Source organism: Pseudomonas cremoris (genome assembly GCF_014230465.1).
In genome coordinates this window covers 597074-611965 of the sequence record NZ_JAAXCY010000002.1, presented here as the reverse complement: position 1 = coordinate 611965, position 14892 = coordinate 597074, and the positions used below count along the sequence as shown (strand labels likewise).

Sequence of the window (14892 nt, the reverse complement as noted above, 5' to 3'; positions counted from 1 at the left end):
CAACGCAGAGCCCGCTCACTACAAAAGTCATGTGTGCCTATTACGGTATTTGGGTAAGCCTTGGTACTAACCCGCAACCACGCGGTTCTTGCCCAAGCGCTTAGCCTCGTACATCGCCGCATCGGCACGGGCGAACAGGCTGTCCAGGGTCGAATCTTCTTCATGCAGGTTGGCCAGGCCCTGGCTGATAGTCACGCTGAAGTCCCGGCCTTCATAGCTGAAGCCCAACGCCTGAATCTCTTTGCCCAGCCTCTCGGCCACCTGCAACGCCATCTCCGGTGCACAGCCCGGCAGCACGGCGGCGAACTCTTCACCGCCAATGCGCCCGAACAGGTCGCCACGGCGCAGCACGCCGCGACCACTCTCGGCGATACGCCGCAGCACCTGGTCGCCCTCCAGATGGCCGTAGGTGTCGTTGACCTCCTTGAAGTCATCAATGTCCAGCAGCAGAAAGGCCAGCGGTGCACCTTGGGCACAGGCGCTGTCGAACGCCTGGTTGGCACATTCGAAGAAATGCCGGCGGTTGCTGCTTTGGGTCAGCACATCGGTGGTGGCGAGGCGGTGCAGCTCGATCTCAAGCTGCTTCTTTTCGGTGATGTCTTCGGCCATGCCAACCACAATCACCGGCTCGCCGGGTTCGACCTGCTGGTTGATGTAGCACTTGTCACTGAGCCAGCGGATCTGCCCATCGGCCGTGATGATGCGGTACTCGCGGTCTTCCACGGTGCCCTGTTCCAGCACGCGGGCCAGGCTGTGTTCGGCGTAGTCGAGGTCTTCGGGGTGGATGCTGTTGCGCCATTCCCGATGATCGGCCAGCAACAGGCCGGCCGAACGCCCGAACACCCGCTCGTACGCCGGGCTCACGTACAGCACGCGACGCGTCTCCCAATCGATGGCCCACAGCACCGCGTTCACACTCACCAGCAGTGAGCTCAGCAGCTGTTCACGCTCGCTTAGCCGTTCGACTTCACCCTGGGCATGCATCAGCGCCAGCAGGGTTGCGGCCGCTGTTGGACGTGGATGTTCAGCGGTGGAGGTGTCGGCTACGTGAGGCTTTTCGTGAACCATCGGCACAACTCTCTCTGGGCGCGCCGCAGGATGGAGCAGCGGTCACTACAAGGGGCCACCATGATGGCGAAGTGTTCATTGAGAGAGGGGAATTGCAGTGAAGTTCCGTCAACGGGACCGATTGCCGGTGTCCGAGAAATGACGCCAAAAAGCTGATGGGAGGGACAAGTTGCCCTCCCACCGCTTGCTCAGACGGCTGCAGGGCGCAGCGAATAGGTCTTCAATTGATGGGCAAAATCCCGCAGGGATTGGATGCCGCTGGCCTCGGCTTCATGCACCCATTCCTTGATGGCGGCGAGCATGTCGTGGCCGTTGGAGCTGGTCTTGAGCCAGATCTGTTGCAGCGCCAAACGCTTTTCGTAGATCACTTTCAGTGCGTGGCTGTGTTCGAGCATGCTCTGGATGCGCACGTGATGGCGGTCATCCAGCAAGCTGGTCTCGCGTGACAGCAGGCGCTTGGCGCGATGGAACTGGTGACGTACCGAATGATCGACTTTTTCCAGCTCTTGCTTGACCAACGGTCCGATCACCAACTTGCGGTACTGGGCCATGATCTGGAAGCGGTTGTTGAGAATCGCCATGGCCGTGTCCATGTCCAGGTGCCCCTTGCCCTCGACGCGGTGGGCAATCGGTGCCACACGCTGCACCTTCGCCAGGCGCAGCCAGCTGAATACTTTGATCCACGCCCAACCCAGGTCGAATTCCCACTTTTTCACCGACAGCTTGGCCGAGTTCGGATAGGTGTGGTGATTGTTGTGCAGCTCTTCACCGCCGACGATGATGCCCCACGGCACCAGGTTGGTCGCCGCGTCACGGCATTCGAAGTTGCGGTAGCCCACGGCATGGCCCAGGCCGTTGATCACACCGGCGGCCCAGAATGGAATCCACATCATCTGGATCGCCCAGATGGTGATGCCGATGGTGCCGAACAGCAGCAGGTCGATCACGCCCATGATCGCCACGCCCAGCAGCGGGTAGGGGGTGTAGAGCTTGCGCTCGATCCAGTCGTCCGGGCAGTTCTTGCCGTAGATGCGCAGGGTCTCGGGGTTTTCTGCCTCGGCGCGGTACAGCTCGGCGCCTTTGCGCAATACCGTGGACAAGCCCTTGATCACAGGGCTGTGCGGGTCGTCGACGGTTTCGCATTTGGCGTGGTGTTTGCGGTGGATAGCGGTCCACTCGCGGGTGTTCTGCGCCGTGGTCAGCCACAGCCAGAAGCGGAAGAAGTGTTTCAGGCCGGCATTGAGCTCCAGGGAGCGATGGGCTGAATAGCGGTGCAGATAGACGGTGACCCCAACGATGGTCACGTGGGTCATCAACAGAGTGACTGCCACCAGTTGCCAGGCTGACAGGTCAAGAAAACCGTTGTACCACATAGGCTGTATGGCCCTCAGATAAAGAAAAAAACAGCTCACGCATTATCACTAAGCCTACAGAGAAAACCAGCCGGCCTTTCAGATAGGAGTGACTGGATGTTTCTTATTCTATAATCCGCAGCCTTCGTAGGGCGATTCTGTTTTTTTGGTAAGGATTACTGACCATATGCTGTTTTCATACCGAGGTGCCCTGCGAGCGGGGCTGGTATACCTGCTGGTTTCGATTGTGTGGCTTCAACTCAGTCATCAGATATTGATCAACTTTCTTGATGAACCGAGGGAGTTGGTGCAGTGGCTGCAAGTGCGTGGTTATGTGTGGGTGGCCTTGAGCGCCTTGGCCATCTACCTGATTTGCGTACGTTTCGCCCGCGCCAACCTGCTGCAGCAACCGTTGCGGGAGAACCGCGAACGCCTGCGCCAGGCTGCTGCCGTGTTCGATTGCACCCGCGAGGGTGTGCTGGTCACCGACACCAAGGGGCTGATCGTGCACGTGAACCGGGCCTTCATGGAGATCACGGGCTACCGACGTGAAGACGTCATGGGACATAAACCCAGCCTGTTCAAGTCAGGGCGCCATTCGTCGAATTTCTACCAACAAATGTTCCAGAGCCTGGAGCGCACCGGCGAATGGAGCGGCGAAATCTGGAATCGACGCAAAAGCGGCGAAATTTATCCACAGTGGCAAACCATCCGCGTGATTCACGATGACCAGGGCCAGGTCAGCCATTACGTTGCAGTATTTTCCGATATCAGTGCGATCAAGGATTCCGAGCACGAACTGGCCCACCTCGCTCACCACGACCCGCTGACTGACCTGCCCAACCGTCTGCTCTTCACCGACCGCGCCGAGCAGGCGCTGGCCTCGGCGCAAAACCACAAGCGCGGCTGCGCCCTGCTGTTGCTGGACCTGGACCATTTCAAGATCATCAATGACAGCCTCGGCCACAACGTCGGCGACCAATTGCTCAAACTGGTGGGCGAGCGGCTCCAAGGCCTGTTCGGCCCCGGTGTGACCCTGGCGCGTCTTGGCGGTGATGAGTTCGCGGTGCTTGCAGAAAGTTGTCCACAGGTGGTGCAGGCTGCCGCGCTGGCACAGCGCATCCTGGATGCCATGAAACAGCCGTTCATCTTCGACGGTCATCAGCTGTTTATCAGCGTGAGTATCGGCATCAGCTTGTTTCCCAGCGATGCCCTGAGCGCCGAGCAATTGCTGCGCAACGCCGACTCTGCGCTGTTCAAGGCCAAGAGCGCGGGGCGTGAAGGCTACGCGCTGTACACCGAGGAACTCACCGCCCACGCCCAGAACCGCGTCGAAATCGCCAGCGAACTGCGGCGTGCCCTCGAGCAGCAAGAACTGTGCGTCTACTACCAACCGGTGCACGACCTGCAAGGCAGCCGTTTGATTGGCGTTGAGGCGCTGGTGCGCTGGCAGCACCCGGAGCGTGGGTTGGTGCCGCCGGGAGAATTCATCCCCATCGCCGAACGTACCGGGTTGATCGCCGAGATCGATGCCTGGGTGCTGGATCAATCATGCCGCCAGATGTGTCAGTGGCTGGCCGATGGTGCGCCGTTGAGCTTTATTGCCGTGAACGTTTCCAGCCGGCTGTTTGCCCGGCGCGAGCTGTACGAACAAGTCGCCCAGGTGCTGCACAACACCGGGTTGGATCCGGCATTCCTGGAGCTGGAAGTCACCGAAAGCGCGGTGATGGACGACCCGGAGGTGGCCCTGGAGCAACTGCACCGCCTGCGCGAACTGGGTTTGCGCCTGGCCATCGACGACTTCGGCACGGGTTATTCATCGCTGCTGCGCCTCAAGCGCCTGCCGGTGCAGAAGCTCAAGATCGACCAGGGGTTTGTCGCCGGGTTGCCGTCGGATGAAGACGATGCCGCGATTGTGCGTGTGGTGATCGCCTTGGCGAAAAGCATGGGCATGCAGGTGCAAGCCGAAGGCATCGAGCAGGTGGAGCAGGCGCGGTTCCTGTTGGATCACGCGTGCGATATGGGGCAGGGGTATTGGTTTGGGCGGCCGATGCCGGCTAATGAAATCGACTGGGACCGGGCACCCAGCATCCGAACTTGAAATGCAGTCAAAAAATGTGGGAGCGGGCTTGCTCGCGAATACGGTGTATCAGTCACAAATGTGTTGGCTGACCCAACGCATTCGCGAGCAAGCCCGCTCCCACATTTAGGCCGACGCAAGGCTTTATTTCAGCGCCAGTGCCTAAAAGTCCCGCGCAACCCCTCGTCCCATCAGAAAATTCTTTCTAGTTATATAAACATTCTTAAATAGTATTTTTAAGAATATCCGCGCTTATCTACTATCGCCCTCACGCCACAAGCAGTGCCGCCACTGCAAGGCACGCACTTTTCATTTCAGGAGCGAGACCATGAGCGCATCTCTACGTAGCGTCGACGGCCAGGACGAAGCAGCCATTTTGCGTGAGATCCAGAGCGCATTGCGCGATCTGCGGTTTGGCGCGGTGGAAATCACTGTGCATAACGCGCAAGTGGTACAGATCGAACGCAAAGAAAAATTCCGTCTGCAGAACCCGGGCAACAAACCGGCTTAAGCACGTTCGGCGATTCGCATGCTAGACCCGCAACTATAAGAAAAAAGCCAACACCCAAGAATTTCAGGAGCTTCTATGTCGTCGATTCGCCGTTACGCCCTGGCCGCCCTGGCCAGCGCCGTGTTTGCAGGTTCCGCCGTTGCCAAGGACTACGAGTTGCTCAACGTCTCGTACGACCCAACCCGTGAGCTGTACCAGGACTACAACGCAGAGTTCACCAACTACTGGAAGCAGTCCCACCCGGGTGACAACGTCAAGATCCAGCAATCCCACGGTGGCTCGGGCAAACAAGGCCGCGCCGTGATCGACGGCCTGCGCGCCGACGTCGTTACCCTGGCCCTGGCCGGTGACATCGACGAAATTGCCAAGTTGGGCAAGACCCTCCCGGAAAACTGGCAGACCCGCCTGCCGGACGCCAGCACCCCATACACCTCGACCATCGTGTTCCTGGTGCGCAAGGGCAACCCTAAAGGCATCAAGGACTGGGGCGACCTGATCAAGAAGGACGTTTCGGTGATTACCCCGAACCCGAAAACCTCCGGCGGTGCGCGCTGGAACTTCCTCGCCGCCTGGGCCTACGGCCTCAAGGCTGGCGGCAGCGAAGCCAAGGCCCAGGAGTACGTGAAAGAGCTGTTCAAGCACGTGCCTGTGCTGGATACCGGTGCTCGCGGTTCGACCATCACCTTCGTCAACAACGGTCAGGGTGACGTGTTGCTGGCGTGGGAAAACGAAGCGTTCCTGGCCCTGAAAGAAGACGGCGGCGCCGACAAGTTCGACATCGTCGTGCCTTCCCTGTCGATCCTCGCGGAGCCGCCAGTGGCCGTGGTCGACAAGAACGCCGAGAAAAAGGGCAACACCGAAATTGCCACTGAATACCTGAAACACCTGTACAGCCCGGCTGGCCAGGAGATTGCGGCCAAGAACTTCTACCGCCCACGCGATGCAAAAGTGGCCGCCAAATACGCCCAGCAGTTCCCGAAACTGGACCTGGTGACTATCGACAAAGACTTCGGCGGCTGGAAAACTGCCCAACCGAAATTCTTTAACGACGGTGGCGTGTTCGACCAGATCTACACGGCGCAGTAAGCCCAGCAGCAACCCGCCCATAGAGCCCGCATTCACCTGCGGGTTTTGTGTGTCAGTTTCCCTAACCAAGGACTCTTATGTCGCGTCGTATCTCCCCCGTCATACCCGGCTTCGGGCTGACGCTGGGCTACACCGTGGTGTACCTCAGCCTGATCGTACTCATCCCCCTTGCGGCGATGTTTGTACACGCCGCTCAACTCACCTGGGATCAGTTCTGGAACATCATCTCCGCACCGCGCGTGCTGGCGGCGTTGAAGCTAAGCTTCAGCACTGCGTTGTACGCCGCGCTGATCAACGGCGTGATTGGCACGCTGCTGGCCTGGGTGCTGGTGCGCTACACCTTCCCCGGTCGCAAGATCATCGACGCGATGATCGACCTGCCGTTTGCCCTGCCTACCGCCGTCGCCGGTATCGCGCTGACGGCCTTGTACACGCCTAACGGCCTGGTCGGCCAGTTTGCCGCAGACCTGGGCTTCAAGATCGCCTACACCCCGCTGGGCATCACCCTGGCGCTGACCTTCGTCACGCTGCCGTTCGTGGTGCGTACGGTGCAGCCGGTGCTCGCCGATATCCCTCGGGAAGTCGAAGAAGCCGCTGCCTGCCTGGGTGCCAAGCCGTTGCAGGTGTTTCGCTACATCCTCGTACCCGCGTTGCTGCCTGCCTGGTTGACCGGTTTCGCCCTGGCGTTTGCCCGTGGTGTCGGTGAGTACGGTTCGGTGATCTTTATCGCCGGCAACATGCCGATGAAAACTGAGATCCTGCCGCTGCTGATCATGGTCAAGCTGGACCAATACGACTACCGCGGCGCCACGTCCATCGGCGTGCTGATGCTGGTGGTTTCCTTTGTTTTGCTGCTGCTGATCAACTTGTTGCAGCGGCGCATCGAACGTCCATAAGGAGGCGCGGAACATGTCCCAATCGTCTATTTCCGCCGCGTCCTCGGCCAACGCTGCCCGCCGTGGCAGTGCTGCGTCACGACGTATCCTGATCAGCCTAGGCTGGCTGGTGTTTGCGCTGTTCCTGCTGTTGCCGCTGTTTATCGTGGTGACCCAGGGCTTGAAGAACGGCCTCGGCGCGTTTTTCACGGCGATCCTCGAACCCGACGCACTGTCTGCCCTGAAACTCACGGTGATCGCCGTGGCGATTTCGGTGCCGCTCAACGTGGTGTTCGGTGTCAGCGCCGCCTGGTGCGTCAGCAAGTACTCGTTCCGTGGCAAGAGCATCCTCGTGACGCTGATCGACCTGCCGTTCTCGGTGTCGCCGGTGATCGCGGGCCTGGTCTATGTGCTGATGTTCGGCGCCCAGGGCTTTTTTGGCCCGTGGTTGCAGGACCATGACATCCAGATCGTGTTCGCCTTGCCCGGCATTGTGCTGGCAACCATCTTCGTCACCGTGCCGTTCGTGGCCCGTGAACTGATCCCGCTGATGCAAGAGCAGGGCACCCAGGAAGAAGAAGCTGCGCGCCTGCTCGGAGCCAACGGCTGGCAGATGTTCTGGCACGTGACCGTGCCGAACATCAAGTGGGGCCTGATCTACGGCGTGGTGCTGTGTACCGCGCGGGCCATGGGCGAGTTCGGCGCGGTGTCGGTGGTGTCCGGCCACATCCGTGGCGTGACTAATACCCTGCCGCTGCACGTCGAGATTCTCTATAACGAATACAACCACGTTGCCGCGTTTGCGGTGGCCAGCCTGCTGCTGATCCTGGCGCTCTTCATCCTGCTGCTCAAGCAGTGGAGCGAGAACCGTATCAACCGCCTGCGCAACAGTGCCGGTGAGGAATAAGTCATGTCGATCGAAGTCCGTAATGTCAGCAAGAACTTCAACGCCTTCAAGGCCCTGAACAGCATCAATCTGGACATCCAGAGTGGCGAGCTGGTGGCGTTGCTTGGCCCGTCCGGCTGCGGCAAGACCACCTTGCTGCGCATCATTGCCGGCCTGGAAACGCCAGATGACGGCAACATCGTGTTCCACGGTGAAGACGTTTCCGGCCACGACGTGCGTGATCGCAACGTCGGCTTTGTGTTCCAGCACTATGCGTTGTTCCGCCACATGACCGTGTTCGACAACGTTGCCTTCGGCCTGCGCATGAAGCCGAAAAACCAGCGCCCGACCGAAAGCCAGATCGCCAGCAAGGTTCATGAACTGCTGAACATGGTGCAGCTCGATTGGCTGTCCGACCGTTACCCGGAACAACTCTCCGGTGGCCAGCGCCAACGTATCGCCCTGGCCCGCGCTCTGGCGGTGGAGCCTAAAGTGCTGTTGCTGGACGAACCGTTCGGCGCCCTCGATGCCAAGGTACGTAAAGAACTGCGCCGCTGGCTGGCGCGCCTGCACGAAGACATCAACCTGACCTCGGTGTTCGTGACCCACGACCAGGAAGAGGCGATGGAAGTTGCTGACCGCATCGTGGTGATGAACAAGGGCGTGATCGAGCAGATCGGCTCACCGGGCGAAGTCTACGAAAACCCGGCCAGCGATTTCGTCTATCACTTCCTCGGCGACTCCAACCGCCTGCACCTGGGTGAAGACAATCACGTGCTGTTCCGTCCCCATGAAGTGTCGCTGTCGCGCCATGAACTGGAAGACCACCACGCTGCTGAAGTACGCGACATTCGCCCACTGGGTGCGACCACGCGCGTAACGCTGAAAGTTGAAGGCCAGAGCGAGCTGATCGAGGCCGAAGTGGTGAAAGACCACGACAGCCTGACCGGCCTGGCCCGTGGCGAGACCTTGTTCTTCAAGCCCAAGGTCTGGCAAAAAGCCTAAGCCCCCGCCATGTAGTGAGCGGGGCAAGCCCGCTCACTACAAGCTAAGGTGTATTCCAGCCGCTTTGCAGCACTAGCACACATCCCAATCCGATCAACACCGTGCCGCTGAACCTTGGCACCCACTGTTGAAAGCGCTGGCCCGATAGCGGCCCCAGCAGCACCGACGATGCCAGTACCGCCGCCACGTCCGCCGCCGAAAATACCAGGTTGACGACGCTGCCCAGCACCAAAAACTGCAACCAAACCGGCGCGTCACCCGCGACGTCGACGAACTGTGGCAGGAAGGTCAGGAAAAACAGCGCTGTCTTCGGGTTCAACACTTCCACCACGACGCTGTCGCGCAGTACATCCGGCTGACGCACTGCGCCTGTGGCCGTGCCGGGGTGGCGTGCCTTGAAGATCATCGAGCCGCCCAGCCAGATCAAGTAGCCGGCGCCTGCCAGGCGTATCACGTCAAAGGCCGTCGGCGCGGCATGCAGCAGCGCCGACAAGCCAAACGTCGCCGCCAGGATATGCGCGTAGCAGCCCAAGTGAATCCCCAGCGCCGCGCGCAAACCGGCACGGCGGCCGTGGGCCAGGGTCTGGCTGGTCATGTAGAGGATGGCGGGCCCGGGCATGCAGGCAAATACTAGGGTCGCAGTGGCGAAGGGAATCCATAAGGTGAAGGACATGATCGTAGTCTTCCAGTGACAAGGGCGCCCGTGGGCGGTTTCTGGAAGGACGCTGGATGAAGGCAGGCAGCGAAGTACCAGGCCTGCAAGGGTAGGGCGCAGGCCAGGGCGCAGAAATACGGCGACTGTCGTATTTTCTGCAAGGTGTGGAAGCGTGATGCTGTCAACCAGTCGCAAGGCCCAGGCGCACGGCATACACCGCCAGCTCTGCGGTGTTGTGCAGGTCAAGTTTGCGCATCAGGTTTTCGCGGTGCTTGCGCACGGTCAGCGGGCTGATATGCAACTGCTCGGCAATGTCTCGGGCGTGGGTACCTTGGGCGACCAGGGTCAGAATCTGTCGTTCGCGGCGGGTCAGTGCGGCCTCGGCAATCAGGTGATCGCCGCTGCCCGCACGGCCATGTCCGTCGACAGCAAAGCGTACGGCCGCCGCCAGGTAGCACTCGTTACGGCGCACGGCGTCGATGGCGTCCAGCAGTTCGTGGCTGTCGTCGGCTTTGGTGATGTAGCCGTGTACGCCCGCATCCAGCACGCCGCGAATGGTGCTCAGCTCGACATTGGCGGTGAGCACGAGGATTTTCAGGCGGGGAAATTGAGTGCGCAGGTCACGGATGAATTGCAAGCGATTGACCCCCGGCATACCTAGGTCGAGCAACAACAGGTCGACGCTGTGTTGCGCAAGGCCCGCGAGAATGCCGTCGCTGTGCGCTGCGTCACACACCACCTGCACATCATCGCGGGTGGACAGCAGAAACCGCAGGCCTTCGCGCACGATGCTATGGTCATCGGCAATCAGGACATTCAGGCGCTTGCCTTCCATTGTCAGTCGCTCTTATTGGAATTGTGTTCATGAACGAGGTTATCCAGCGCAACTGCATCGACTTGCTGTACCGCCAGTCGTACGCCGTGCTGTTTGCCAACTTTGTCATACCCTGGCCGGTGGCGTACATCTTCCGTGGTGCCGTGTCGACGCAGGCAGTGTTGGGGTGGGTCGCCGTGATGTATGGCTTGACGGTATGGCGCATCCTGCTGGCACGGCGTTATTTCGCTCGGGCCAACGATGTGAGCCTGGCACCCGGCCCTTGGGGCTGGCAGGCGTCGTTGCTGTCCTGGATGTCGGCTGGGCTGTGGGGCGTGGTCGGTTGGGTCGGATTTGCCACGGGCGACCCGCAACTCGTAGCGTTCACCTGCGTGGTGCTGACCGGTCTGGTGTGCGGCGCGGTGCCGTCGTTGTCGGCGTTTCCGCCAGCGTATGCCGGTTCTCTCGTGGCGATGTTGGCGCCGGTGGTGGTGCAGTGCCTGTTGGCCGAAGGGGAAACCTACACCACCTATTTGTTTTTTGTGGCCTGCCTGTCGGCAGTCAATTTGTATTACAGCCGCGTGACCTTCCAGACCCTGCGCGAGACCGTCCAGCTGCGTCTGGAAAACGTCAACCTGGTGCATCGCCTGGAGCAAGAGCGCGACCGCGCCCAGGCGGCCGATCAGGCCAAATCGCGATTCCTGGCGGCTGCCAGCCATGACCTGCGCCAACCGATCCATGCCCTCGGCTTGTTCGTCGCGGGCCTGGCAGCGCTGGCTGAACGCGGTGATGTGCTGGCCGAAAAGGCCCGCGACGTCGCCGCTCGCCTGGGGGCAGTGATCGGTAACCTGAGCGGCCTGCTTAATGGCTTGCTCGATATCTCGCGGCTGGACGCGGGTGTGGTGGCGGTCAACCGTGAAGCCGTGTCGCTGGAGCGGCTGTTTGCCGACCTGTCCAACGAGTTCAGTGCCAGCGCCAGGGGGCGGGGCTTGCGCTGGCGGGTGCGGCCACTGCCACTGTGGATCGACAGCGACCCGGTGCTGCTCAAGCGCATCCTCGACAACCTGCTGGCTAACGCCGTGCGCTACACCGAGTTGGGCGGCGTGTTGCTTGGCTGCCGGCGACGTGGCCTGAGTGTGGAGATCCAGGTGTTCGACAGCGGCCCCGGCATCGCCAGGGCCCATCACGGGCAGGTGTTCGAAGAATTTTTCCAATTGCATAACCCGCAGCGCGATCGCACTCAGGGGCTGGGACTGGGCTTGGCCATTGTGCGGCATACAGCGCGCTTGCTGGGTCACGAGGTTCGGTTGGTGTCCGTTGAGGGGCATGGCTCGATGTTTTCGATCCGCGTGCCTTTGAGTCATACAGCGATACGCCGCCAGCCCGTGGCCAATCAAAGGGTCGACGTAAACGGCCTGGGTATTCTGGTGATCGACGATGAGCCGACGGTGCTCGAAGCCTTGGTCAACCTGCTCGACCTGTGGGGGCATCGCGTCTACGCGGGCGCCTCGGTGGACGAGGCCTGCCAGCGTCACGACGACGCCCTGCGCCAGGGCAGCGCCGCTGTCGATTTGATCCTCAGCGACTTCCGCCTCAGCGGCATGAACGGCCTGCAAGCCATCGGTCGCGCCAGGCGTTACCTGGGCCAGGCAGTGCCGGCGATCATCATCACCGGCGACACCTCGCCTGCGTGCCTGGCCGAAACGGCCGCCAGTGGTTTCCCCGTGCTGCAAAAGCCGCTGGACGCAACGTTACTGCGTGAGGCATTGAACGCAGCGCGTGCGGATTAATGCGGGTGCGGTGTCACTGAGCGTACCGGCCCCGAGCGTGCTTCAATCTGCTGCTTGAGGTCATGGCGCAGACCCAGCAGAAACGCGAGTTCCGCGACCACAAACAACGGCCCGACGATCAGCCCCGATACGTCATCCACAAACGCGGGTTTGCGGCCTTCGTAGTAATGCCCGACAAACTGAATCACCCAGCCCAGCACAAACATCCCGATACCGCTGCTTAGCCACACCAGTGTGCTTTGCGCCGCGAGCACGTGCCCGGCCCATACCGAGAGGCCCATCAACACCGTCATCAGCGCGCCCAGTGCCAGTTCAAGGCGCAGGTAGAACCACGCCGAAAACAGCGCAAGCAGCACCGCTGGCGATAGCCACAACCCTCCCACGGCCCATTCGGGGCGCGACAGCAACACTGCCACCGCAACGACAATCAACGGAATGCCGATAAAGTGGCTGGCGATATTGCGTGGGTCGCGGTGGTAGGCGGCGTATTGACTGAGGTGGTCGACGAGGCTTTTCATTGTTATTCCTCCTGTAGGATGTTTGATCATGCCTTGTCAGCCAACGACTGACTGTCAACTGGGCGACACTCTGTGGAGTTCTCATGATTGCGTCGAAATGGCACGCCCGGTTGGCCGCCGGTCAGTGGTTCAGCCACTTGCCCATCGAGCTACAGCGTAGTCTGTTGGCCGCGGCGCGGTTGCGTTCGCTGACGGCGGGGGAGTACTTGTTCAAGCGCGGCGATCCGCCGTGTGGCCTGTATGCCGTACTGGAAGGCGCGGTGCGGGTCAGCGCGGTGAATGCCCAGGGCAAGGAAGCGGTATTGAGCCTGGTCGAATCCCCTTACTGGTTCGGTGAAATCTGCCTGTTCGACAGCTTGCCGCGTACCCACGATGCGTTGGCGATGGGGCCTTGCACGCTGTTGCAGGTGGCGCAGGCGCAGATGCTTGAGATCCTGGCTGAACACCCGGTGTATTGGCGGGATGTGGCGCTGTTGATGAGCCACAAATTGCGCTTGTCGTTGATCAATATCGAGCAGATCAGCTTGATGAGCACGCCGCAGCGCCTGGCCCATCGGCTGCTGATGATCGCGCAAGGCTACGGGGAGATCGCCCAGGCGCGCCGCGTCTTGCAGTTGCCCCAAGAAGACCTGGCGGCGATGTTGGGCCTGTCGCGCCAGACCATCAACAGTCTGCTCAAGGCGCTGGAACAGCAACGCGTCATCAGCTTGAGTTACGGTGCGATTGAGGTACTGGACCTGCAACGCCTGCGGCAGGCCGCAGGCGTCGAGGGTTGAACTAGGAGCCGCGATACGTCGAAAAGCCGTAAGGGCTGAGCAGCAGTGGGATGTGGTAATGCTGGTCGGCCTGCTTGACCTGGAAAATCACTGGCACTTCTGGAAAGAACGTCTCGCGGCCAACTTTTTTGTAGTAATCGCCGGTCTTGAACACCACGCGGTATTCACCCGGCTTCATGCTGCGGTTGGCCGGGAACAGCTCGGCGATACGCCCTTGCTGATTGGTAACGCCTTCTGACAGCGGCTGCCATTGATCGCCCACCTGCTGCTCAAGGGTAACGCTTACACCGGCAGACGGCAGGCCGTTCTCCAGGTTGAGCACGTGTACGCTCAGCGGGTTGCCGTCTGCCAGTGCCAGGTTGCACAGGCCACTCAGGCTGAGGGCGGCGAGGGTCATGCTTAGGGTTTTCATCGAGAAGTCCTTTTGAGGAGGGATCAGCGGGTAATTTTCAAGCCCAGTTGCTCGGCAGCTTGTACGGCGCAGGCTTCATCCTGAGCCGCGCCGCCGGCACCGGCGATGCCCAGCGCGCCGACCAATTCATCATCGGCAAACAGCGGCACGCCGCCACCGAGCAACAGCAATTCGGGCAAGCTGTTAAGGTTGGCCGCTTCGGGGTTATTGCGAGCGCGCTCGGCAAACACGCGGGTCGGGGTTTTTGTCGACAGCGCGGTGTACGCCTTGCGTTGGCTGGCGACGCTGTTGTGCGGGCCAACGCCATCGGCCCGCAGGCCCAGCAACAGGTTGCCGCCGCGGTCGAGTACGGTCAGTGCTGCGGTGCAGTGGGCCAGGCTGGCATCGGCCAATTGGCGCGCGGTGCGCAGATCAAGCTCGGCGTGACGCGGCAGTTGCGGCGTCGCCTGGGCGGCGGTGCAGACTGCGAGACTCAAGAACAGGGCAGTGCGATACATGGTGAGGGCTCCATAAAGCAGGCCGTCACGGTAGCCAGCGGACGTGGTCACAAACCGCACAATTTGATGACAAAGTTGTAATCAAACCACGAGGTAAGGCATGCAGGTGTTGTTAGTGGAAGACCAGCCCCAACTGGCGCAGCGCATGGCCCAGGGCCTGAGTGAGGCGGGCTTCACGGTAGAAGTCGCGGCCAATGGCATGGCGGGGTTGCGCTTTGTTGAAAGCGCTGAATACGACCTGGTGATCCTGGATGTCATGTTGCCTGGCTTGAACGCCTGGAAGTTGCAGCAAGCGATTCGGCAGAAGGGCGACACGCCGATGTTGTTCCTGACCACGCCGGATGGGATTGAAGACCGCCTGCGTGGGTTGGAGCTGCATGAGGATGATTATTTGCTCAAGCCGTTTGAGGATAAGGCGTTGGTGGCGCGGGTGAGGAAGGTGTTAAAGCGTGACCGTGGGCGGTGACCGTTGTGACGCCTTCGCGAGCAAGCCCGCACACATTAGATCGAGTTCCAACTTTGGAATGCAGTCAAATGTGGGAGCGGGCTTGCTCGCGAAAGGGCCCT

The 14892-nt window shown here is 60.8% G+C and carries 16 protein-coding genes; 9 read left to right on the top strand and 7 right to left on the bottom strand.

The genetic code is table 11. The features are described 5' to 3' along the window. Positions 1-66: 66 nt before the first annotated feature. Together HF257_RS06330 and desA are read right to left on the bottom strand one after the other, a co-directional pair. Complete coding sequence (locus HF257_RS06330) at positions 67-1068, bottom strand: sensor domain-containing diguanylate cyclase (protein ID WP_185704492.1); 1002 nt, start codon at positions 1066-1068, stop codon at positions 67-69. A 188-nt stretch (positions 1069-1256) separates the two neighbouring features. After that, the gene (gene desA, locus HF257_RS06325) at positions 1257-2441 is read right to left on the bottom strand and encodes a delta-9 fatty acid desaturase DesA (protein ID WP_185704495.1); all 1185 of its coding nucleotides are present in this window, start codon (positions 2439-2441) and stop codon (positions 1257-1259) included. Positions 2442-2607: 166 nt separating this feature from the next. Here desA and dibA point away from each other — a divergent pair, with 166 nt between their 5' ends. The 6 genes from dibA to HF257_RS06295 all read left to right on the top strand — a co-directional run bounded on the left by dibA (position 2608) and on the right by HF257_RS06295 (position 8863). After that, positions 2608-4521 (top strand): phosphodiesterase DibA, encoded by a 1914-nt coding sequence (gene dibA / locus HF257_RS06320; protein WP_185704497.1) that lies wholly within the window; start codon positions 2608-2610, stop codon positions 4519-4521. A gap of 307 nt (positions 4522-4828) precedes the next feature. After that, the gene (gene oscA, locus HF257_RS06315; protein WP_010565387.1) at positions 4829-5011 is read left to right on the top strand and encodes a sulfur starvation response protein OscA; all 183 of its coding nucleotides are present in this window, start codon (positions 4829-4831) and stop codon (positions 5009-5011) included. 75 nt (positions 5012-5086) lie between these two features. Beyond that, entirely contained in the window at positions 5087-6097 is a 1011-nt protein-coding gene (locus HF257_RS06310; RefSeq protein WP_185704499.1) for a sulfate ABC transporter substrate-binding protein, read from the top strand. Positions 6098-6174: 77 nt separating this feature from the next. Beyond that, positions 6175-6993 carry a sulfate ABC transporter permease subunit CysT gene (gene cysT, locus HF257_RS06305; protein WP_104995186.1) on the top strand — a complete coding sequence of 273 codons (819 nt, stop codon included), beginning with the start codon at positions 6175-6177 and terminating at the stop codon, positions 6991-6993. Positions 6994-7006: 13 nt separating this feature from the next. Beyond that, the gene (gene cysW, locus HF257_RS06300; protein WP_185704501.1) at positions 7007-7879 is read left to right on the top strand and encodes a sulfate ABC transporter permease subunit CysW; all 873 of its coding nucleotides are present in this window, start codon (positions 7007-7009) and stop codon (positions 7877-7879) included. 3 nt (positions 7880-7882) lie between these two features. After that, entirely contained in the window at positions 7883-8863 is a 981-nt protein-coding gene (locus HF257_RS06295) for a sulfate/molybdate ABC transporter ATP-binding protein (RefSeq protein ID WP_185704503.1), read from the top strand. Positions 8864-8906: 43 nt separating this feature from the next. Here the strand turns inward: HF257_RS06295 and HF257_RS06290 are convergent, their stop codons facing one another. Together HF257_RS06290 and HF257_RS06285 are read right to left on the bottom strand one after the other, a co-directional pair. Further along, a complete protein-coding gene (locus HF257_RS06290; RefSeq protein WP_185704505.1) occupies positions 8907-9536 on the bottom strand; it encodes a LysE family translocator in 630 nt (209 codons plus the stop codon). Positions 9537-9699: 163 nt separating this feature from the next. Then, positions 9700-10353, bottom strand: a complete 654-nt coding sequence (locus tag HF257_RS06285; RefSeq protein ID WP_185704507.1) for a response regulator — start codon at positions 10351-10353, stop codon at positions 9700-9702. Positions 10354-10382: 29 nt separating this feature from the next. Between HF257_RS06285 and HF257_RS06280 the strand changes: the two genes are divergently transcribed. Beyond that, on the top strand, positions 10383-12122 hold the full coding sequence (locus tag HF257_RS06280; protein WP_185704509.1) for a hybrid sensor histidine kinase/response regulator: 1740 nt from the start codon (positions 10383-10385) through the stop codon (positions 12120-12122). Here HF257_RS06280 and HF257_RS06275 read toward each other — a convergent pair. Then, positions 12119-12640, bottom strand: coding sequence for an Mpo1 family 2-hydroxy fatty acid dioxygenase (locus tag HF257_RS06275; RefSeq protein WP_185704510.1), 522 nt, complete (start codon positions 12638-12640; stop codon positions 12119-12121). The two genes, HF257_RS06280 and HF257_RS06275, sit on opposite strands and share 4 nt — an antisense overlap. A gap of 83 nt (positions 12641-12723) precedes the next feature. Here HF257_RS06275 and HF257_RS06270 point away from each other — a divergent pair, with 83 nt between their 5' ends. After that, positions 12724-13416 (top strand): Crp/Fnr family transcriptional regulator, encoded by a 693-nt coding sequence (locus tag HF257_RS06270; RefSeq protein WP_185704513.1) that lies wholly within the window; start codon positions 12724-12726, stop codon positions 13414-13416. Position 13417: 1 nt separating this feature from the next. On the opposite strand, the gene uraH is transcribed toward HF257_RS06270, so the two are convergent. Then, entirely contained in the window at positions 13418-13828 is a 411-nt protein-coding gene (gene uraH, locus HF257_RS06265) for a hydroxyisourate hydrolase (protein ID WP_185704515.1), read from the bottom strand. A gap of 23 nt (positions 13829-13851) precedes the next feature. After that, the gene (locus tag HF257_RS06260) at positions 13852-14325 is read right to left on the bottom strand and encodes a GlcG/HbpS family heme-binding protein (RefSeq protein ID WP_185704517.1); all 474 of its coding nucleotides are present in this window, start codon (positions 14323-14325) and stop codon (positions 13852-13854) included. Positions 14326-14425: 100 nt separating this feature from the next. Here HF257_RS06260 and HF257_RS06255 point away from each other — a divergent pair, with 100 nt between their 5' ends. Then, positions 14426-14791, top strand: coding sequence for a response regulator (locus HF257_RS06255; protein WP_185704519.1), 366 nt, complete (start codon positions 14426-14428; stop codon positions 14789-14791). Positions 14792-14892: the final 101 nt, after the last annotated feature.